Source organism: Pseudomonas fluorescens (genome assembly GCF_902497855.1).
Taxonomy (GTDB): domain Bacteria; phylum Pseudomonadota; class Gammaproteobacteria; order Pseudomonadales; family Pseudomonadaceae; genus Aquipseudomonas; species Aquipseudomonas fluorescens_BI.
Genome location: NZ_CABVHU010000007.1, coordinates 89,114 through 109,138 on the forward strand (window position 1 = coordinate 89,114; position 20,025 = coordinate 109,138).

Sequence of the window (20,025 nt, forward strand, 5' to 3'; positions counted from 1 at the left end):
CTTTTATACGGTCCTGTGGATTGATTTTTTGTGTAGGAGCGAGGCTTGCCCGCGAAGAACGATGACGCGGTGTGCCTGCAAAACCGTGCCGCCTGCTTCGCGGGCAAGCCTCGCTCCTACAAGAAGATCGCCACAGCCCCCCAAATTTTCGAGGAAACACCCATGAGCGTTCGCGTCGGGATTGTCATGGATCCCATTGCCAGCATCTCCTACAAGAAGGATAGCTCGCTGGCCATGCTGCTGGCCGCGCAGAAGCGCGGCTGGGAACTGTTCTATATGGAACAGCGGGATTTGTACCAGGCCGAAGGCGAAGCGCGGGCGCGGATGCGTCCGTTGAAAGTCTTCGCCAACCCGGAAAAATGGTTCGAACTGGACGCCGAGCAGGATTCGCTGCTGAGCGACCTGGACGTGATCCTGATGCGCAAGGACCCGCCGTTCGACATGGAGTTCGTCTACTCCACGTACCTGCTGGAACAGGCCGAGCGCGCTGGCGTACTGGTGGTCAACAAGCCGCAAAGCCTGCGCGACTGCAACGAGAAACTGTTCGCCACGCTGTTCCCGCAGTGCACGCCGCCGACCATCGTCAGCCGTCGCCCGGACGTATTGCGTGAGTTCGCCGATCACCACGGCGACGTGATCCTCAAGCCGCTGGACGGCATGGGCGGCTCATCGATCTTCCGTCACACCGCCGGCCACCCGAACCTGTCGGTGATCCTCGAAACCCTGACCCTGCATGGCAATCAGCAGATCATGATCCAGGGTTACCTGCCGGCCATCGTCGATGGCGACAAACGCATCCTGATGATCGATGGTGAACCGGTGGATTACTGCCTGGCGCGAATCCCGGCAGCGGGCGAAACCCGGGGCAACCTGGCCGCCGGTGGGCGTGGCGAAGCGCGCCCGCTGACCGAGAAAGATCGCTGGATCGCCGCCCAAGTCGGCCCGACCCTGCGCGAGAAAGGCCTGCTGTTCGTCGGCCTCGATGTGATCGGCGAGCACCTGACGGAAATCAACGTCACCAGCCCGACCTGCATTCGTGAGATTGATAATGCGTTCGGCACCGACATCGGCGGCCTGCTGATGGATGCCATCGAGAAGAAGCTGCAAGCTGCAAGCCTCAAGCCGCAAGTTTGAAGCAAGCGGTCGACAGCTTGTCGCTCGAAGCTCGTCGCTTGAAGCTAAAAACCAACATTGCGTTATCATGCCGGGCCCGTAAAAACGCGATGTTGGTTTTTTTGTCATGACGCTTCCGTCCGATCTGCCCGCTGAACTCGCCCATCGTGGTGTGCGCCCGGTCGATCGCCTCGGTTTTACCCTGTTCCTCGCGGCGCTGATTCACCTGGCCTTGTTGCTGGGTGTCGGCTTTACGATGGTCGAACCCAAGCAGATCAGCAAAACCCTGGAAATCACCCTCGCCACTTTCAAAAGCGAAAAAAAGCCGGAAAAAGCCGATTTCCTTGCCCAGGAAAACCAGCAAGGCAGCGGCACCCTGGATAAAAAGGCGATTCCCAAGACCACCGAGGTCGCGCCGTTCCAGGACAACAAGGTGCAGAAAGTCACCCCACCGCCGGCGGCCAAGCCTGAAGTACGGGAAGCCCCGCCCAAGGCAGCCGTGACGACCGTCGCGCCAAAGCCGAAAAAAGCCCCGGCGAAAACCGCAGAACCCAAGACCGACACCAAACCCAAGGTGGCGGCGCCGACGTTCGACAGTGAACAGCTGTCCAGCGACATCGCCAGCCTCGAAGCGGAACTGGCCAACGAACAACAGCTATACGCCAAGCGCCCGCGCATCCACCGCCTGAGCGCCGCTTCGACCATGCGCGACAAGGGTGCCTGGTACAAGGACGAATGGCGCAAGAAGGTCGAGCGCATCGGCAACCTCAACTACCCGGACGAGGCCCGACGCAAACAGATTTACGGCAATTTGCGCCTGATGGTTTCGATCAACCGCGACGGCTCGCTGTATGAAGTGTTAGTGCTGGAGTCCTCCGGGCAACCGCTGCTGGACCAGGCAGCGCAGCGGATTGTGCGGCTTGCAGCGCCGTTTTCGCCGTTTGCCGGGGACTTGTCGGACATCGACCGGCTGGAAATCATCCGCACCTGGAAATTCGCCCGAGGGGACAGACTCTCCAGTAACTGACTGGCCGATGACCTGTAGGAGCCGGCTTGCCGGCGTAGGCGTCTTCATAGGCGATGCAAAACTTAAGGACGCCTTCGCCAGCAAGCCGGCTCCTACAGGTGATCAATCTCGAGCAAACATTGATTCCCCGACTTGTCAGTTCGCCCCTCCAACGCCACACTAGCGCTCATGAAGAACGTCAGCCCCAGCTACCTCAAGCATCACTTCCTGATCGCCATGCCTCACATGGCCGACCCGAACTTTGCGCACACCTTGACCTACATCGTCGAGCACACGGCCAATGGTGCCATGGGGCTGGTGGTCAACCGTCCGCAAGACCTGAACCTGGCCGATATCCTCGAGCAATTGCGCCCCGACATCGAGCCACCGGCCCTCTGCCAGCATGTGCCGATCTTTATCGGCGGGCCGGTGCAGACCGATCGCGGCTTTGTCCTGCACCCATCGGGAAAAACCTTTCAGGCGACCGTTGATCTGGAAGGCGAGCTGTCCCTGTCGACTTCCCAGGACGTGCTGTTCGCCATCGCCGACGGCGTCGGCCCTGCGAAAAGCGTGATCACCCTGGGCTACGCTGGCTGGGAAGCCGGGCAACTGGAGGCCGAACTGGCCGACAATGCCTGGCTGACCTGCCCGTTCGACGCCGACATCCTGTTCAATACCAGCAGCGAATTGCGCCTGGAAGCGGCAGCCAGACATCTGGGCGTCAATCTCAGTCTGCTGACCAGCCAGGCAGGGCACGCCTGATGGCCCTGCGGTTGATTCTGGGTTTCGACTATGGCACCAAACAGATCGGCGTCGCGGTCGGCCAGGTGATTACCGGCCAGGCTCGCGAGCTGTGCACCTTGAAGGCCCAGAACGGCATTCCCGACTGGAATCAGGTCGAGGCGCTGATCAAGGAGTGGAAACCCGATGCCGTGGTGGTCGGCCTGCCATTGAACATGGACGGCACACCGAGCGACATGTGCCTGCGGGCGGAAAAATTCGCCCGGCGCCTGAATGGCCGCTACAACCTGCCCTTCTATACCCACGACGAACGCCTGACCACCTTCGAAGCCAAGGGCGAGCGGCGTGATCGCGGCGGGCAAAAGGGCAGTTACCGCGATAACCCGGTCGACGCCATCGCCGCCGCCCTGCTGCTGCAAGGCTGGCTCGACGAAAACACCGCGCTGTTCGAATCCTGACCGCACCCGATCCTGATGGGTCGCTGCGCGTCTCTTTTAGCTACAACCCGAGCCCCGCCCAAGCGCTATACCCCAAAAGCCCGGCTCGGGCCGAAGAAGGAGCAAACCATGAGCCTGCCTAATCCCGGCGAACTGATCAGCCAGATGGCGATCCGCCTCAAGGACCACCTGGAACACCGTGGTATCAGCGAACCGCGCTACATCGGCATTCGTACCGGCGGCATCTGGGTCGCCCAGGCGTTGCTCGACGAACTGGGCAGCGACTCGCCCTTGGGCACGCTGGATGTTTCCTTCTACCGTGACGACTTCAGCCAGAACGGCCTGCACCCGCAAGTGCGCCCATCTGCCCTGCCCTTCGAGATCGAAGGCCAGCATCTGGTGCTGATCGACGACGTGCTGATGAGTGGCCGGACCATCCGCGCCGCCTTGAATGAACTCTTCGATTACGGCCGCCCGGCCAGCGTGACGCTGGTCTGCCTGCTGGATCTGGACGCCGGCGAGTTGCCGATTCGCCCGGACGTGGTGGGCGCGACCCTGTCGCTGGCCGCCCACGAGCGCGTGAAGCTGTCCGGTCCGGAGCTCAAGCTCGAACTGCAAGACCTCGCCTTTTAATTCGCCCTATTGAGAGTCCCCCTCGCGATGACGCCTCTAGAAACCAAGCGCCCGCTGCAGCTCAATGATCAGGGCCAGCTGCGCCACTTCCTCTCGCTCGACGGTCTGCGCCGCGAGTTGCTGACGGAAATCCTCGACACCGCGGACTCGTTCCTCGAAGTCGGCGCCCGGGCGGTAAAGAAAGTCCCGTTGCTGCGTGGCAAGACCGTGTGCAACGTGTTCTTCGAGAACTCCACCCGCACCCGCACCACCTTCGAACTGGCGGCCCAGCGGCTGTCGGCCGACGTAATCACCCTCAACGTGTCCACATCGTCGGCGAGCAAGGGGGAAACCCTGCTCGATACCCTGCGCAACCTGGAAGCCATGGCCGCCGACATGTTCGTCGTGCGTCACGGTGACTCCGGCGCGGCCCACTTCATTGCCGAGCACGTCTGCCCGCAAGTGGCGATCATCAATGGTGGCGACGGCCGGCATGCCCACCCGACCCAGGGCATGCTCGACATGCTCACTATCCGTCGGCACAAAGGCAGCTTCGAAAACCTCTCGGTGGCCATCGTCGGCGACATCCTGCATTCGCGGGTCGCGCGCTCGAACATGCTGGCCCTGAAAACCCTCGGCTGCCCGGACATCCGCGTGATCGCGCCGAAAACCCTGCTGCCGATCGGCGTCGAGCAATACGGGGTGAAGGTCTACACCGACATGACCGAAGGCCTGAAAGACGTCGACGTGGTGATCATGCTGCGCCTGCAGCGCGAACGCATGACCGGCGGCCTGCTGCCGAGCGAAGGCGAGTTCTACCGCCTGTTCGGCCTGACCACCGCGCGCCTGGCCGGCGCCAAACCAGATGCCATCGTCATGCACCCGGGACCGATCAACCGTGGGGTGGAGATCGAGTCCGCCGTGGCGGACGGCCCGCACTCGGTGATCCTCAACCAAGTGACCTATGGCATCGCCATTCGTATGGCCGTGCTGTCCATGGCCATGAGCGGGCAGACTGCCCAGCGCCAATTCGAGCAGGAGAACGCCCAGTGAAGCTCAGCATACTCGGCGCCCGCGTTATCGATCCAAGCAGCGGCATGGATCAAGTGACTGATATCCACGTTGAAGCCTGCAAGATCGTCGCCATTGGCGCCGCACCGGCCGGTTTTGTCGCCGTCGACACCATCGACGCCCAAGGCCTGGTGGCCGCGCCTGGCCTGGTCGACCTGAACGTCGCGCTGCGCGAACCGGGCTATAGCCGTAAAGGTTCGATCATCAGTGAAACCCGCGCTGCCGCTGCCGGTGGCGTGACCAGCCTGTGCTGCCCACCGAAGACCAAACCGGTGCTGGACACTTCGGCCGTGGCCGAACTGATCCTTGATCGCGCCCGCGAGGCCGGCAATGCCAAGGTGTTTCCGATTGGCGCCCTGAGCAAAGGCCTGGACGGCGAACAGCTGGCAGAGCTGGTGGCCTTGCGCGATGCCGGCTGCGTGGCTTTCGGCAATGGCCTGGAAAGTTTCCGCAACACCCGCACCTTGTGCCGGGCGCTGGAATACGCCGCGACTTTCGACCTGACGGTGATCTTCAACTCCCAGGACCATGACTTGGCCGAAGGCGGCCTGGCCCATGAAGGCCCGACCGCCAGTTTTCTCGGTTTGCCGGGCATTCCGGAAACCGCCGAGACCGTGGCCTTGGCCCGGGACCTGTTGCTGGTCGAGCAAAGCGGCGTGCGCGCGCACTTCAGCCAGCTCACCAGCGCTCGCGGCGTCGCCCTGATCGCCCAGGCCCAGGCCCGCGGCTTGCCGGTAACGGCCGATGTCGCGCTGTACCAGCTGATCCTGACCGACGAAGCGTTGATCGACTTCAGCAGCCTCTATCACGTCCAGCCGCCGCTGCGCACCCGCGCCGACCGCGATGGCCTGCGTGAAGCGGTGAAGTCAGGCGTGATCTCCGCCATTTCCAGCCATCACCAGCCACATGAGCGGGATGCGAAGCTGGCGCCGTTTGGTGCCACCGAACCGGGTATCAGCAGCGTTGAGTTGTTGCTGCCACTGGCGATGACATTGGTGGAAGACGGTTTGCTGGATCTGCCAACGTTATTGGCGCGGCTCAGCGCCGGACCTGCCGAGGCCTTGCGCCTACCGGCGGGCAAGTTGGCAGTGGGGGGTGCGGCGGATATCGTACTGTTCGACCCTGCGACCTCGACCGTGGCCGGCGAAACCTGGCTGTCCAAGGGTGAAAATTGCCCGTTCATCGGGCACAGTTTGCCGGGTGTGGTGCGGTACACCCTGGTGGATGGGCGTATCAGTCACCAGGCTTAAAACCGAGTCGCCTGCATTCGCGAGCAGGCTCGCTCCCACATTTGATCGGTGGTGTACACAATTTTTGTGTTCAATAAAGATCCACTGTGGGAGCGAGCCTGCTCGCGAAGACTTACTGGAAGGCGCCTCTGTTCTGGGCATTGCGAATCGACACCTGATCATTCAGCGTCCAGAAGTCATACAGCACCCCCAGGAAGAACAACCCGCCCGTCACCAGGTACAGCAAGCCGCTGATCCATTTCCCCTGATACATCCGGTGTACGCCGAACACCCCAAGAAACGTCAGCAGGATCCAGGCAACGTTGTACTCGATAGGCCCGGCGGTAAATCGCAAGTCCGCTTCACGGTCCATGGCCGGGATCAGAAACAGATCGATCAGCCAGCCGATACCCAGCAAACCGAAGGTGAAGAACCAGATCGTCCCGGTCACCGGCTTGCCGTAATAAAAGCGGTGAGCCCCGGTAAAACCAAGAATCCACAGCAGGTATCCGATCACTTTGCTGTGAGTGTCCTGATGCGGAACGGGGTGTTGATAGGTGTTCATGGAGGACCTCGATTCACACGATAGATAAATATTCTTTAAATCTTTGTGACTTTTTTACAGATGGCCGACGCATGGCATCCGGCCACGTCATTCTGCGCCAAAGCCTTGTTCGCAAAAGACTTATTGCCAAAACACGCGTCAACTTTTTGCTTATTTGGTTCCATTGCGACCATCCGGAATCGACCAACGGACTTAAAAAAGACCAAAAAGCTGTTATAAAGTTGCGCGTTCACCAATATGAGCCCTGCCTAATGCGTCCATTTTTCAAGACATGGCTAACCATTTGCCTATTATTGCCCCTGGCCGCCCACGCCACCAACCGTGAGCAACGTCTTCCAAACGTTAATGGTTACACCCCGAAATCCCATGTATCTGTTCCTTCGAGCAAGTACAAGAAAGCCGGACCACGGTCCCCTTACCTGAACGTCAGCAAGACCAGCAAGAACAAAAGCAGCCTGGTTCCGCCAATGGCGAGCAAGGCAAGCAGCAATGTGTTGAGCCGCGCGGTCAACGTGCTCGGCACTCCGTACCGTTGGGGCGGCAGCAGCCCAAGCAAGGGTTTCGATTGCAGTGGCCTGGTGAAATACGCGTTCAACGACGCCACTTTTGACCTGCCGCGTACGTCGAATGCCATGGCCAGCGGTCATGGAGAGAAAGTCGATCGCAAGGATCTGAAGCCTGGCGACCTGATTTTCTTCAACATCAAGAGCCGCAGGGTCAATCATGTTGCCATCTACCTGGGCAACGACCGTTTTATCCACGCCCCGCGCCGTGGCAAATCGGTCAGCATCGACACCCTGAACAAACCGTACTGGGAAAAACACTACGTGGTTGCCAAGCGGGTTCTGCCGAAAGAGCAGAACGCCATACAGGTGGTTCAGCGCTGATTTGAACTCCCGGGCATGACCCAAAAGTCGTTTCGAACATAACGCCCTCTTCGCGAGCAGGCTCGCTCCCACATTGGAATGCGTTCCCCTGTGGGAGCGAGCCTGCTCGCGAAGGCGTATTTGAAAGCGCTGCAAATCCCCCTCAAAAACTATCCGGCGACCGCGCTTTCTCCCGCGCATGCTCCCGGCTGATCAAGCCCTTGTTCACCAGATCCTTCAAACACATATCCAGCGTCTGCATCCCGATCGATCCCCCCGTCTGAATCGACGAGTACATCTGCGCCACCTTGTCTTCGCGGATCAGGTTACGAATCGCCGAGGTGCCCAGCATGATTTCGTGGGCCGCTATCCGCCCGCCACCGATCTTTTTCACCAAGGCCTGGGAAATCACCGCCAGCAGTGACTCGGACAGCATCGAACGCACCATTGACTTCTCATCCCCCGGAAACACATCCACGATCCTGTCGATGGTTTTTGCCGCCGACGTGGTGTGCAGTGTGCCAAACACCAGGTGACCGGTCTCGGCGGCCGTCAGCGCGAGGCGGATGGTTTCCAGGTCGCGCATCTCCCCCACCAGAATCACGTCCGGGTCTTCCCGTAGCGCCGAGCGCAGGGCTGTGGCGAAGCTGTGGGTGTCGCGATGGACTTCGCGCTGGTTGATCAGGCATTTGCGCGATTCGTGGACGAACTCGATCGGGTCTTCGACGGTAAGAATGTGATGGTGGCGATGGTTGTTCAGGTAATCGATCATTGCCGCCAGGGTGGTGGACTTGCCGGAACCGGTCGGACCGGTCACCAGCACCAGGCCACGGGAAGACTCTGTAATCTTGCGAAACACTTCCCCCATCCCCAGGTCCTCCATGCTCAGCACCTTGGACGGGATGGTCCGAAACACCGCGCCAGCACCGCGGTTCTGATTGAACACATTGACGCGAAATCGCGCGACACCGGGCACTTCAAAGGAAAAGTCGGCTTCCAGGTGTTTTTCAAACTCCACCCGCTGCACATCGTTCATGACGTCGTAGATCAACTCGTGGACCTGCTTGGCGTCCAGCGCCGGCAGATTGATGCGCCGCACATCGCCATCGACGCGGATCATCGGAGGCAGGCCCGCAGACAGGTGCAGGTCGGACGCACCTTGTTTGGCGCTGAAGGCCAGCAGCTCAGTGATATCCATAGCGTTCCTCAATTCCAGTAGAATGCCGCGACCCTCAGACCCGCTGGCGCCTTTTGAATGTCCACGATAGCAGACAACGTCACTCAGGTTAGTTCACGCATCCACGCCGCGGCTGTCGCCGCTCATCGTGATGAACACAGCGTCCAGCTGCTGGCCGTGAGCAAAACCAAGCCCGCTGCAGCAGTGCGCGAAGCCTATGCCGCCGGGATCCGCGACTTTGGCGAAAACTACCTGCAGGAAGCCCTGGGCAAACAGCTCGAATTGGCCGACCTGCCCTTGATCTGGCACTTCATCGGCCCCATTCAATCGAACAAGACTCGCGCTATCGCCGAGCATTTCGCCTGGGTGCACTCCGTGGATCGTTTGAAAATCGCACAACGCCTGTCCGAACAACGGCCCGCCGACTTACCGCCACTGAACATCTGCATCCAGGTCAACGTCAGCGGCGAAGCGAGCAAATCCGGCTGCACCCCGGCCGATCTGCCAGCCTTGGCCAACGCCATCAGTCAATTGCCACGCCTCAGGTTGCGCGGGTTGATGGCTATTCCCGAGCCGACTGAAGATCGCGCCGCCCAGGACGCTGCTTTTGCTGCGGTACAAAGCCTGCAAGCCGGTCTCAATCTGCCGCTCGACACACTTTCCATGGGCATGAGCCACGACCTTGAGTCGGCCATCGCCATGGGCGCCACTTGGGTCCGCATCGGAACGGCCCTTTTTGGTGCCCGCGACTACGGCCAGCCTTGAAACAATGGCTGACTCCACTCTTTATAAGGACCTGACATGAGCAAGACTCGTATTGCGTTTATCGGTGCCGGCAACATGGCCGCCAGCCTGATCGGCGGCCTGCGCGCCAAGGGTCTGGACGCTGCGCAGATCCGCGCCAGCGATCCGGGCGCCGAAACCCGCGCTCGTGTGAACGCCGAGCACGGCGTTGAAGTATTCGCCGACAACGCCCAAGCCATTCAAGACGCCGATGTGGTCGTGCTGGCGGTCAAACCCCAGGCGATGAAAGCCGTCTGCGAAGCCATCCGCCCAAGCCTGCAACCGAATCAGCTGGTGGTCTCGATCGCGGCGGGCATCACCTGCGCCAGCCTGAACAACTGGCTCGGCGCCCAGCCGATCGTGCGCTGCATGCCCAACACCCCGGCGCTGCTGCGTCAGGGCGTGAGCGGCTTGTTTGCCACCGCGCAAGTCACCGCCGAACAACGCCAGCAGGCCCAGGAACTGTTGTCGGCCGTCGGCATCGCCCTGTGGCTGGACGAAGAACAACAACTGGACGCGGTGACGGCCGTTTCCGGCTCGGGCCCGGCGTACTTTTTCCTGCTGATCGAAGCCATGACCGCCGCCGGCGTGAAACTCGGCCTGCCGGCGGACATCGCCGCCCAACTGACCCTGCAAACCGCCCTGGGCGCTGCGCACATGGCGGTCGCCAGCGATGTCGATGCCGCCGAACTGCGTCGCCGCGTGACATCCCCTGCGGGCACCACGGAAGCGGCCATCAAGTCGTTCCAGGCCGGGGGCTTCGAAGCCCTGGTAGAACAAGCACTCGGCGCCGCTGCGCACCGCTCGGCCGAGATGGCCGAACAATTGGGTCAATAAGGAGCCTTACATGATTGGATTGAACACTGCAGCGGTCTACGTGCTGCAAACCCTCGGCAGCCTGTACCTGCTGATCGTGCTGCTGCGCTTCGTGCTGCAACTGGTTCGCGCGAACTTCTACAACCCGCTCTGCCAGTTCGCCGTAAAAGCCACCCAACCGCTGCTCAAGCCGCTGCGCCGGATCATCCCGAGCATGTTCGGCCTGGACATGTCCTCGCTGGTGCTGGCGATCCTCGTGCAACTGGCGCTGATGGCCCTGACCCTGCTGCTGACCTACGGCACCACCGGCAACCCCCTGCAATTGCTGCTCTGGTCGCTGATTGGCGTGACCGCGCTGTTCCTGAAGATATTCTTCTTCGCGCTGATCATCAGCGTGATCCTGTCGTGGGTCGCACCGGGTAGCCATAACCCTGGCGCCGAGCTGGTGAACCAGATCTGCGAGCCGGCCCTGGCGCCGTTCCGCAAGATCGTGCCGAACCTGGGCGGCCTGGATATCTCGCCGATCCTGGCATTCGTGGTGCTCAAGCTGATTGACATGCTGGTGATCAACAACCTGGCCGCCATGACGATGATGCCGGAAATTTTGCGCCTGCTGATGTAACCGCGGTCTGCAGGCTCACCGCGTTATCGTTCTTCGCGGGCAAGTCGGGTCGCCGAACCGCTCGCTCCTACAGGACTGATGTGATCCCTGTAGGAGCGAGGCTTGCCCGCGAATGCCGCACCCGGGTCTGACTGAATGAAATCAGGCCCGGCCTTTGCTTGCCGCTAACCCCACCGGTCTTTAGACTTACGCCTCATTTCAACGAGAGCAGGGTCGATGCCAGCTGCCTTTCCCCCCGATTCTGTTGGTCTGGTGACGCCGCGAGTGGCGCACTTCAGCGAACCCCTGGCCCTGGCCTGCGGCCGTTCGCTCCCGGCTTACGACCTGATTTACGAGACCTACGGCACGCTGAACGCCACGGCGAGCAACGCCGTGCTGATCTGCCACGCCTTGTCCGGCCACCATCACGCCGCCGGTTTCCACAGCCCCGATGACCGCAAACCCGGTTGGTGGGACAGCTGCATCGGCCCCGGCAAACCGATCGACACCAACAGGTTCTTCGTAGTCAGCCTGAATAACCTCGGCGGCTGCAACGGCTCCACCGGCCCGAGCAGCATCAATCCGGAAACCGGCAAGCCGTTCGGCGCCGACTTCCCGGTACTGACCGTGGAAGACTGGGTGCACAGCCAGGCGCGCTTGTCCGACCTGCTCGGCATCAGCCAGTGGGCCGCCGTGATTGGCGGCAGCCTGGGCGGCATGCAGGCCCTGCAGTGGACCATCACTTATCCGGACCGCGTGCGGCACTGCCTGGCCATCGCCTCGGCGCCCAAGCTGTCGGCGCAGAACATCGCGTTCAACGAAGTGGCGCGCCAGGCGATCCTCACCGACCCCGAATTTCACGGCGGCTCGTTCCAGGAAGCGGGCGTGATCCCCAAGCGCGGGTTGATGCTGGCGCGGATGGTCGGGCACATCACCTACCTGTCCGACGACTCCATGGGCGAGAAATTCGGCCGCGGCCTGAAGAGCGAAAAGCTCAACTACGACTTCCACAGCGTCGAGTTCCAGGTCGAAAGCTACCTGCGTTATCAGGGCGAAGAGTTCTCCGGGCGTTTCGACGCCAACACTTACCTGCTGATGACCAAGGCGCTGGACTACTTCGATCCGGCAGCGAATTTCGACGATGACCTGGCGAAAACCTTCGCCGGCGCCACCGCCAGATTCTGCGTGATGTCGTTCACCACCGACTGGCGCTTCTCCCCGGCCCGCTCGCGGGAATTGGTGGACGCGTTGATGGCCGCCAAGAAAGACGTCTGCTACCTGGAAATCGACGCGCCGCAAGGCCATGACGCCTTCCTGATTCCGATTCCGCGCTACCTGCAGGCGTTCAGCAACTACATGAAACGTATATCGCTTTGAGGAAGACATGAGAGCCGATCTGGACATCATCCAGGAATGGATCCCCGCCGGCAGCCGCGTGCTCGACCTCGGCTGCGGTAATGGTGAGCTGCTGACCTGGCTGCGGGACAACAAGCAAGTGACCGGTTATGGACTGGAAAACGACCCGGACAACATCGCCGAGTGCGTGGCCAAGGGCATCAACGTCATCGAGCAGGACCTGGACAAGGGCCTCGGCAACTTCGCCAGCAACAGTTTCGACATCGTGGTCATGACCCAGGCGCTGCAGGCCGTTCATTACCCGGACAGGATCCTCGAGGAAATGCTGCGCGTCGGTCGCCAGTGCATCATCACCTTCCCCAACTTCGGCCACTGGCGCTGCCGCTGGTACCTGGCGAGCAAGGGACGGATGCCCGTTTCCGAGTTTCTGCCCTACACCTGGTACAACACGCCGAACATCCACTTCTGCACCTTCGCTGACTTTGAAGCCTTGTGCCGCGAACGTGAAGCCAAGGTCATTGATCGGCTGGCCGTGGATCAACAGCATCGGCACGGGTGGGCCAGTAAGCTATGGCCTAATCTGTTAGGTGAGATCGGTATTTACCGCGTCAGCAGCCCGGGGCTTGCGGACCACAAGGTCGCGGTCTGAATCACCACATTTCGAGGAGAATGATCATGGGTCGTCTAGCGCTGTTTTTACTTACTGCCTGCCTGAGCGTCACTGCGATGGCTGCCGACGTCATCAAAGGCGAGCGCAAGGAAACATTTGGCGATGTGACGGTGCATTACAACACCTTCAACTCCACCTTCCTGACACCTGACATCGCCAAAGCGGCCGGGCTGACTCGAAGCAAGAACCAGGGTGTGATCAACGTTTCCGTGCTCAAGGAAGGCAAGCCTCTGACCGCCGAAGTCAGCGGATCGGTAAAAGACCTCACCAGCCAGACCGTGCCGTTGAAGTTCAAACAGATCACTGAACAAGGCGCGATCTACTACATCGCCCAGTTCCCGGTCGATCAGCAGGAAGTCCGAACCTTCGACATCAAGGTGCAGAACGGCGATAAAATCAACACCATCAATTTCAACCAAGAGCTTTTCCCCGGCGAATGATCAATTTCACGCAACTCGTACTGGCCAGCCATAACGCCGGCAAACTCAAGGAACTCCAGGCCATGCTCGGCGAATCGGTGCAACTGCGCTCGATCGGCGAGTTCAGCAGCGTCGAGCCTGAAGAAACCGGCCTGTCGTTCGTTGAAAACGCCATTCTCAAGGCCCGCAATGCCGCGCGCATCTCCGGCCTGCCGGCGCTGGCCGACGACTCGGGGCTGGCGGTGGACTTCCTCGGCGGTGCGCCTGGTATCTATTCGGCCCGTTACGCTGACGGCCAGGGCGATGCGGCGAACAACGCCAAACTGCTCGACGCCTTGAAAGACGTGCCTGAAGCCGAGCGAGGCGCACAGTTCGTCTGCGTGCTGGCGTTGGTGCGGCATGCCGAGGATCCGTTGCCGATCCTCTGCGAAGGCCTGTGGCACGGCCGCATCCTGCCGGCAGCCAGCGGTGAGCACGGTTTTGGCTACGACCCGCTGTTCTGGGTACCGGAGCGCGATTGCTCCAGCGCCGAGCTGAGCCCGAGCGAAAAGAACCTCATCAGCCACCGCGCCCGTGCAATGGATCTGCTGCGCCAGCGCCTGGGCTTGAAATGACCCTTGAATCGTCCGCGTCGCCACTGATTTTCGGTGGCGCCGCACAATCGCCCCGGGCGGCCCTGCCTGTACTGCCACCCCTGGCGTTGTACATCCACATCCCGTGGTGTGTGCGCAAATGCCCCTATTGCGACTTCAACTCCCACACCGCCAGCCCGGTGCTGCCGGAGGAAGAGTATGTGGACGCCTTGCTGGCCGACCTCGATCAGGACTTGCACGCCGTTTATGGCCGTGAACTGAGCTCGATCTTCTTTGGCGGCGGTACGCCCAGCCTGTTCAGCGCCGGGGCGTTGGGCCGCTTGCTCAAAGGCGTCGAGCAACGCATTCCGTTTGCCAGTGACATCGAAATCACCCTGGAAGCCAATCCGGGGACGTTCGAGCAGGAAAAGTTCGTCGCCTACCGCAAGCTGGGGATCAATCGCCTGTCGATCGGCATCCAGAGTTTCCAGGAAGAAAAGCTCAAGGCTCTGGGGCGGATTCACAACGGCGATGAAGCCGTGCGTGCCGCCGGCATGGCCCGTCAGGCTGGCTTCGACAACTTCAACCTGGACCTGATGCACGGATTACCCGATCAGTCCCTGGACGACGCCCTGGGCGACCTGCGCCAGGCCATCGCCCTGAAGCCGACCCACCTGTCCTGGTATCAGCTGACGCTGGAGCCGAACACGGTGTTCTGGAACCAGCCACCGACGCTGCCGGAAGACGACACCTTGTGGGACATCCAGGAAGCCGGCCAGGCCCTGCTGGCCGAGCACGGTTACGCGCAATACGAAGTCTCGGCCTATGCCCAGCCCGGCCGCGCGGCGCGGCATAACCTCAATTACTGGAGTTTCGGCGACTTCATCGGCATCGGCGCCGGTGCCCACGGCAAGCTCAGCCATCCGGACGGGCGCATTGTGCGCACCTGGAAGACCCGCCTGCCCAAGGATTACCTGAATCCGGCGAAAAGCTTCCAGGCCGGCGAGAAAGCGCTGACCAATGACGAGATGCCGTTCGAGTTCCTGATGAACGCCCTGCGCCTGACGGCCGGGGTTGAGGCGCGGCTGTACCCGGAACGCACCGGAATGCCCCTGGAAAGCCTCGCCGAAAGCCGTCGCGAAGCCGAACAAAGCGGCCTGTTGCAGGTCGAACCGTCACGTCTGGCGGCTACCGAGCGCGGACAACTCTTCCTCAACGACTTGCTGCAGAAATTTCTGACCTAAGGAAATCGAATGGATTTGGTACTCGACCTGCTCGCTACGGCGTCCCGCTGGAGTCGCAGCAATCTCTCGGAAATCGCCCTGGCCCTGGTAGGCTGCCTGCTGGTGCTGTTTGGCGCGGATATCAAAGGCTGGGTCGACCAGCGCCTGGGCAGCATCGCCGGCGCCCTGCGCGTGCCGCTGATGGCCTTGGTGTGCATGGTCGGCAGCGGTGTGGCGCTGATCTACGCCACACCGTGGATCATCAAGGGCCTGAGCCAATTCAACAATTACAGCCTGGCGCCGGTGTTGCTGGTGGTGCTGGTGCTGATCGGCGTAGTCGCAGACCGCCGCTGACACTCAGGACAACACACATCCCGTAGGAGCGTGGCTTGCCCGCGAAGGGAACGCTGCGGTGTACCTGATACACCGTGTCATCGTTCTTCGCGGGCAAGCCTCGCTCCTACAGTTTTATGTCGCTCAGGACTGCTTTTCGAACTTCAAATCCCAGACCCCATGCCCCAGCCGTTCACCGCGGCGTTCGAACTTGGTGATCGGGCGCTCGGCCGGGCGCGGGACGCACTTGCCGTCTTCGGCCAGGTTGCGATAACCCGGCGCGACATTCATCACTTCCAGCATGTACTCGGCATAGGGCTCCCAGTCGGTGGCCATGTGCAGTACACCGCCGACCTTCAACTTGCTGCGCACCAGTTCCGCGAACGACGCCTGAACGATACGGCGCTTGTGGTGGCGGCTCTTGTGCCACGGGTCCGGGAAAAACAGCATCAGGCGATCGAGGCTGTTGTCGGCCACGCAACGGTTGAGCACTTCGATCGCATCGCAATCGTAGACCCGCAGGTTGGTCAGCCCCTGGGTCAGTACGCCATTGAGCAGCGCGCCAACTCCTGGACGGTGCACTTCCACGCCAATGAAATCCTGTTCCGGCGAGGCGGCGGCCATTTCCAGCAGCGAATGGCCCATGCCGAAACCGATTTCCAGCGAGCGCGGTGCCGAGCGACCGAACACCTGATCGAAGTCCACCGGCGCATCGGCCAAAGGCAGCACGAACAGCGGCGTGCCCTGGTCCAGACCGCGTTGCTGGCCCTCGGTCATGCGCCCGGCGCGCATCACGAAACTCTTGATGCGGCGATGTTGGCGCTCTTCGCCTTCTTCCGTCTGGATAGGCGTTTCGTTCGATTCAGTCATCAATGGCTCTTACTTGATCAGACCATCCAGCGGCGAGGAGGCGCTGGCATAGAGTTTTTTCGGCATGCGGCCGGCGAGGTAGGCCAGGCGGCCCGCGACGATCGCATGTTTCATGGCTTCAGCCATCATGACCGGCTGCTGGGCATGGGCGATGGCCGAGTTCATCAGCACCGCTTCGCAGCCCAGTTCCATGGCGATGGTAGCGTCGGAGGCGGTACCGACACCGGCGTCCACCAGGACAGGGATCTTGGCTTCTTCGAGGATGATCTGCAGGTTGTACGGGTTGCAGATCCCCAGGCCCGTGCCGATCAGACCGGCCAGCGGCATCACCGCGATGCAGCCGATTTCCGCCAGTTGCCGGGCGATGATCGGGTCATCGCTGGTGTAGACCATCACGTCGAAACCTTCCTTGACCAGCACTTCGGCGGCCTTGAGGGTTTCGATCACGTTGGGGAACAGGGTTTTCTGGTCCGCCAGCACTTCCAGCTTCACCAGGTTGTGACCGCCGAGCAGCTCACGGGCCAGGCGACAGGTGCGCACAGCCTCGGTAGCGTCGAAGCAACCGGCGGTGTTCGGCAGGAAGGTGTAGCGATCCGGCGACAGGACTTCGAGCAGGTTCGGTTCGCCCGGATTCTGGCCGAGATTGGTGCGGCGCACGGCGAAGGTGACGATCTCGGCACCCGAGGCCTCAATGGCCAGGCGGGTTTCTTCCATGTCGCGGTACTTGCCAGTGCCTACCAGCAAACGTGACTGGTAGGTACGACCGGCCAGGACGAAGGGCTTGTCGCTACGAACGATGCTCATGGGAAATCCTCTGTAGGGGTGAGGTTCTTGCAGAATTCTGTGCCCTTTAGGGCCGGACGACTAGCCGCCGCCGATGGCGTGGACCACTTCGACCGAATCACCGTCGTTCAGCGTGGTTTCACCATGCTGGCTGCGCGGGACGATATCCAGATTGAGTTCGACCGCCACCCGGCGTCCGGTCAGTTCCAGACGGGTCAGCAGGGCCGCAACGGTTTCACCGTCGGGCAGTTCAAGGGATTCGCCGTTCAATTGAATGCGCATACCGAATGGCCGCCATCATTTTTAGGGGCTGGCATTCTAGCCCGATCAGTCTTGGCGACCCAAGCCATTCGTCATGATTTGGACAGACGCGCTTTGCCCTCTGTAGGAGCTGGCTTGCCAGCGAAGAGGCCGTTACAGTCGACATCATTGTTGTCTGAAAGTACGCCTTCGCTGGCAAGCCAGCTCCTACAGGGGGGGTCAGGCCAGGCGCCAGGCGGCAAGGCCCAGGCAGAACCAGCCGACCAGGAATGCCAGGCCGCCGAAGGGCGTGATGATCCCGAGCTTGCTGATACCGGTCATGGTCAACAGGTACAAACTGCCGGAAAATAGCAAAATGCCGATGGCAAAGGACCCGCCGGCCCAAGCGATCAAGCGACCGGGCATCTGCGTGGCCAGCAGCGCCACACCCAGCAATGCCAAGGTATGCACCAGCTGGTAGGTGACGCCGGTATGAAATATCGCCAGGTACTCGGCCGTCAGGCGGCTTTTCAGTCCGTGGGCCGCAAAGGCTCCAAGAGCAACACCGGTGAAGCCGAAGAAAGCGGCCAGCATCAGAAAGCCACGCAGCATGAAGAACTCCAGTCAGACTCGATCCACAGGGTCTGTATAATGGCCCGCTCGACGGGTTCGGCCAAGCCATCTCTATGCTGCGTATATTTTTGCGACGATTCATGAAGGCCCTGCTCTGGTTCGCGGGCGGCAGCGTAGTGCTGGTCCTGATTTTTCGCGTGATGCCACCGCCAGGGACCACGCTGATGGTCGAGCGCAAGATCGAATCCTGGATCGACGGCGAACCGATTGACCTGCAACGCACCTGGAAACCCTGGGATGAAATCTCCGACGACCTGAAAGTCGCGGTGATTGCGGGCGAGGACCAGAAATTCCCGGAGCATTGGGGTTTTGACTTCGGTGCGATCCAGAAAGCCTTGGCCCACAACGAGCTCGGCGGCACGATCCGGGGTGCCAGCACCCTGAGCCAGCAGGTCTCGAAAAACCTGTTCCTGTGGTCCGGCCGCAGCTGGCTGCGCAAAGGCCTGGAAGCCTGGTTTACCGGGTTGATCGAAGTACTGTGGCCCAAGCAGCGGATTCTTGAGGTGTACCTCAACAGCGTTGAGTGGGATGAAGGAGTATTTGGCGCCGAAGCGGCGGCCAGGCATCACTTTGGCGTAAGCGCCAAGGGTCTCAGCCGACAGCAATCAAGTTTGCTGGCCGCCGTATTGCCCAACCCGCGCGTGTGGAGCGCCGGCCATCCGACCAGCTATGTAGCTCGGCGGGCGGGGTGGATTCGGCAGCAGATGAGCCAGTTGGGTGGCGACAGTTATCTGGTTGGCATCAACGATTCGCGCCGGGCGCCTTGGTCTCAATGAATTGACGCGATCCCTGTAGGAGCGAGGCTTGCCCGCGAAGGCGTCGTGTCAGTCATGACGATGGCGGCTGATACAACGCCTTCGCGGGCAAGCCTCGCTCCTACAGGGGACGACGCGAAAAAAAACGCCCCGATCATCTCTGATCGGGGCGTTTTTTATTGCCGGTGTGCAGGTTACGCCGCAATCGACAACTTGAGCTTGTTCATCGCGCTCTTCTCGAGTTGACGAATGCGCTCGGCCGACACGTTGTACTTCTGCGCCAGGTCGTGCAGCGTGGCTTTTTCTTCTGCCAGCCAGCGCTGGTAGAGGATGTCACGGCTGCGGTCGTCCAGCACTTCCAGCGCTTCGTGCAGGTTGTTATTGGAGTTGTCGCTCCAGTCGGCATCTTCCAGTTGACGGGCCGGGTCGTACCGGTGGTCTTCCAGGTAGTTGGCCGGCGACTGGAATGCACTGTCGTCGTCCGCTTCCGCGGCCGGGTCGAAGGCCATGTCATGGCCGGTCAGGCGACTTTCCATCTCGCGCACTTCCCGCGGCTCTACGCCAAGGCTTTCCGCCACACGGTGGACTTCCTCGTTGTTCAGCCATGCCAGGCGTTTCTTCTGGCTGCGCAGGTTGAAGAACAGCTTGCGCTGGGCCTTGGTGGTCGCGACTTTCACGATGCGCCAGTTGCGCAGGATGAACTCGTGGATTTCCGCTTTGATCCAGTGCACCGCAAAGGACACCAGGCGCACACCCATTTCCGGGTTGAAGCGCTTCACGGCCTTCATCAGGCCGACGTTGCCCTCCTGGATCAGGTCAGCCTGAGCCAGACCGTAGCCGGAATAGCTACGGGCAATATGTACAACAAAACGCAGGTGGGCGAGCACCATCTGCCGAGCCGCCCCCAAATCCTGCTCATAATAGAGACTCTCGGCCAGTTCACGCTCCTGCTCCGGCGTCAGCAATGGAATGCTGTTTACCGTGTGCACATAGGCCTCCAGGTTCGCACCCGGGACCAGAGCATATGCAGGTTGCAAAGAATTGGTCATACGAAAAAACCTCCGACTTACATAACTCGTGCAGTTCAGCACTGCGAAAATTGACCGGAAACCGAAAGACAAGTTCCCATAAACGCTGAAAGGTCAATACGAGCA

General features: G+C 61.0%; 25 protein-coding genes. 18 read left to right on the plus strand and 7 right to left on the minus strand.

Going from position 1 to position 20,025, the window contains the following annotated elements; translation table 11 throughout:
• The first annotated feature begins 162 nt into the window (after positions 1-162).
• From gshB to F8N96_RS15650, 7 genes are all read left to right on the plus strand, one after another.
• Positions 163-1,134 carry a glutathione synthase gene (gene gshB / locus F8N96_RS15620; RefSeq protein ID WP_150798555.1) on the plus strand — a complete coding sequence of 324 codons (972 nt, stop codon included), beginning with the start codon at positions 163-165 and terminating at the stop codon, positions 1,132-1,134.
• A 106-nt stretch (positions 1,135-1,240) separates the two neighbouring features.
• Positions 1,241-2,140, plus strand: a complete 900-nt coding sequence (locus tag F8N96_RS15625; RefSeq protein WP_150798556.1) for an energy transducer TonB — start codon at positions 1,241-1,243, stop codon at positions 2,138-2,140.
• 168 nt (positions 2,141-2,308) lie between these two features.
• Positions 2,309-2,881, plus strand: a complete 573-nt coding sequence (locus tag F8N96_RS15630; protein WP_128870707.1) for a YqgE/AlgH family protein — start codon at positions 2,309-2,311, stop codon at positions 2,879-2,881.
• Entirely contained in the window at positions 2,881-3,318 is a 438-nt protein-coding gene (gene ruvX / locus F8N96_RS15635) for a Holliday junction resolvase RuvX (protein ID WP_005792259.1), read from the plus strand. Before F8N96_RS15630 ends, ruvX begins: the two co-directional genes overlap by 1 nt.
• 108 nt (positions 3,319-3,426) lie before the next feature.
• Complete coding sequence (gene pyrR, locus F8N96_RS15640) at positions 3,427-3,930, plus strand: bifunctional pyr operon transcriptional regulator/uracil phosphoribosyltransferase PyrR (RefSeq protein WP_128870702.1); 504 nt, start codon at positions 3,427-3,429, stop codon at positions 3,928-3,930.
• Positions 3,931-3,957: 27 nt separating this feature from the next.
• A complete protein-coding gene (locus F8N96_RS15645) occupies positions 3,958-4,962 on the plus strand; it encodes an aspartate carbamoyltransferase catalytic subunit (RefSeq protein WP_150798557.1) in 1,005 nt (334 codons plus the stop codon).
• Positions 4,959-6,230, plus strand: a complete 1,272-nt coding sequence (locus tag F8N96_RS15650) for a dihydroorotase (RefSeq protein ID WP_150798558.1) — start codon at positions 4,959-4,961, stop codon at positions 6,228-6,230. Before F8N96_RS15645 ends, F8N96_RS15650 begins: the two co-directional genes overlap by 4 nt.
• A 112-nt stretch (positions 6,231-6,342) precedes the next feature.
• Here F8N96_RS15650 and F8N96_RS15655 read toward each other — a convergent pair whose 3' ends face one another.
• Positions 6,343-6,774 carry an NINE protein gene (locus F8N96_RS15655; protein ID WP_150798559.1) on the minus strand — a complete coding sequence of 144 codons (432 nt, stop codon included), beginning with the start codon at positions 6,772-6,774 and terminating at the stop codon, positions 6,343-6,345.
• 251 nt (positions 6,775-7,025) lie between these two features.
• On the opposite strand from F8N96_RS15655, the gene F8N96_RS15660 reads away from it, so the two are divergent.
• Positions 7,026-7,661, plus strand: coding sequence for a C40 family peptidase (locus tag F8N96_RS15660; RefSeq protein ID WP_150798740.1), 636 nt, complete (start codon positions 7,026-7,028; stop codon positions 7,659-7,661).
• Positions 7,662-7,803: 142 nt separating this feature from the next.
• Here the strand turns inward: F8N96_RS15660 and F8N96_RS15665 are convergent, their stop codons facing one another.
• Positions 7,804-8,838 (minus strand): type IV pilus twitching motility protein PilT, encoded by a 1,035-nt coding sequence (locus F8N96_RS15665; RefSeq protein WP_150798560.1) that lies wholly within the window; start codon positions 8,836-8,838, stop codon positions 7,804-7,806.
• A gap of 57 nt (positions 8,839-8,895) precedes the next feature.
• Between F8N96_RS15665 and F8N96_RS15670 the strand changes: the two genes are divergently transcribed.
• From F8N96_RS15670 to F8N96_RS15710, 9 genes are all read left to right on the plus strand, one after another.
• Entirely contained in the window at positions 8,896-9,582 is a 687-nt protein-coding gene (locus tag F8N96_RS15670; RefSeq protein WP_150798561.1) for a YggS family pyridoxal phosphate-dependent enzyme, read from the plus strand.
• Between the two features lie 36 nt (positions 9,583-9,618).
• Positions 9,619-10,437 (plus strand): pyrroline-5-carboxylate reductase, encoded by an 819-nt coding sequence (proC, locus tag F8N96_RS15675; protein WP_150798562.1) that lies wholly within the window; start codon positions 9,619-9,621, stop codon positions 10,435-10,437.
• Between the two features lie 10 nt (positions 10,438-10,447).
• Positions 10,448-11,038 carry a YggT family protein gene (locus F8N96_RS15680; RefSeq protein ID WP_150798563.1) on the plus strand — a complete coding sequence of 197 codons (591 nt, stop codon included), beginning with the start codon at positions 10,448-10,450 and terminating at the stop codon, positions 11,036-11,038.
• A gap of 216 nt (positions 11,039-11,254) precedes the next feature.
• On the plus strand, positions 11,255-12,394 hold the full coding sequence (gene metX, locus F8N96_RS15685) for a homoserine O-succinyltransferase MetX (protein ID WP_150798564.1): 1,140 nt from the start codon (positions 11,255-11,257) through the stop codon (positions 12,392-12,394).
• 7 nt (positions 12,395-12,401) lie between these two features.
• Positions 12,402-13,022 carry a methionine biosynthesis protein MetW gene (gene metW / locus F8N96_RS15690; RefSeq protein ID WP_150798565.1) on the plus strand — a complete coding sequence of 207 codons (621 nt, stop codon included), beginning with the start codon at positions 12,402-12,404 and terminating at the stop codon, positions 13,020-13,022.
• Positions 13,023-13,048: 26 nt separating this feature from the next.
• Complete coding sequence (locus F8N96_RS15695) at positions 13,049-13,483, plus strand: DUF4426 domain-containing protein (protein ID WP_150798566.1); 435 nt, start codon at positions 13,049-13,051, stop codon at positions 13,481-13,483.
• Complete coding sequence (rdgB, locus tag F8N96_RS15700) at positions 13,480-14,076, plus strand: RdgB/HAM1 family non-canonical purine NTP pyrophosphatase (protein ID WP_150798567.1); 597 nt, start codon at positions 13,480-13,482, stop codon at positions 14,074-14,076. Before F8N96_RS15695 ends, rdgB begins: the two co-directional genes overlap by 4 nt.
• The gene (hemW, locus tag F8N96_RS15705; RefSeq protein ID WP_150798568.1) at positions 14,073-15,278 is read left to right on the plus strand and encodes a radical SAM family heme chaperone HemW; all 1,206 of its coding nucleotides are present in this window, start codon (positions 14,073-14,075) and stop codon (positions 15,276-15,278) included. The genes rdgB and hemW overlap by 4 nt, the downstream gene beginning before the upstream one ends.
• Positions 15,279-15,287: 9 nt before the next feature.
• The gene (locus tag F8N96_RS15710; protein WP_128873530.1) at positions 15,288-15,611 is read left to right on the plus strand and encodes a DUF3392 domain-containing protein; all 324 of its coding nucleotides are present in this window, start codon (positions 15,288-15,290) and stop codon (positions 15,609-15,611) included.
• A gap of 123 nt (positions 15,612-15,734) precedes the next feature.
• Here the strand turns inward: F8N96_RS15710 and trmB are convergent, their stop codons facing one another.
• The 4 genes from trmB to F8N96_RS15735 form a co-directional block, all read right to left on the minus strand.
• A complete protein-coding gene (gene trmB / locus F8N96_RS15720; RefSeq protein ID WP_150798569.1) occupies positions 15,735-16,460 on the minus strand; it encodes a tRNA (guanosine(46)-N7)-methyltransferase TrmB in 726 nt (241 codons plus the stop codon).
• Between the two features lie 9 nt (positions 16,461-16,469).
• Positions 16,470-17,264 (minus strand): thiazole synthase, encoded by a 795-nt coding sequence (locus F8N96_RS15725; RefSeq protein ID WP_150767690.1) that lies wholly within the window; start codon positions 17,262-17,264, stop codon positions 16,470-16,472.
• Positions 17,265-17,324: 60 nt separating this feature from the next.
• Positions 17,325-17,525 (minus strand): sulfur carrier protein ThiS, encoded by a 201-nt coding sequence (thiS, locus tag F8N96_RS15730; RefSeq protein ID WP_150746653.1) that lies wholly within the window; start codon positions 17,523-17,525, stop codon positions 17,325-17,327.
• Positions 17,526-17,723: 198 nt separating this feature from the next.
• Positions 17,724-18,095 carry a DUF423 domain-containing protein gene (locus F8N96_RS15735; protein ID WP_150798570.1) on the minus strand — a complete coding sequence of 124 codons (372 nt, stop codon included), beginning with the start codon at positions 18,093-18,095 and terminating at the stop codon, positions 17,724-17,726.
• A gap of 74 nt (positions 18,096-18,169) precedes the next feature.
• Here F8N96_RS15735 and mtgA point away from each other — a divergent pair, with 74 nt between their 5' ends.
• Positions 18,170-18,892 (plus strand): monofunctional biosynthetic peptidoglycan transglycosylase, encoded by a 723-nt coding sequence (gene mtgA / locus F8N96_RS15740; RefSeq protein WP_150798571.1) that lies wholly within the window; start codon positions 18,170-18,172, stop codon positions 18,890-18,892.
• Between the two features lie 173 nt (positions 18,893-19,065).
• Here mtgA and rpoH read toward each other — a convergent pair whose 3' ends face one another.
• Entirely contained in the window at positions 19,066-19,920 is an 855-nt protein-coding gene (rpoH, locus tag F8N96_RS15745) for an RNA polymerase sigma factor RpoH (protein WP_150798572.1), read from the minus strand.
• Positions 19,921-20,025 lie beyond the last annotated feature (105 nt).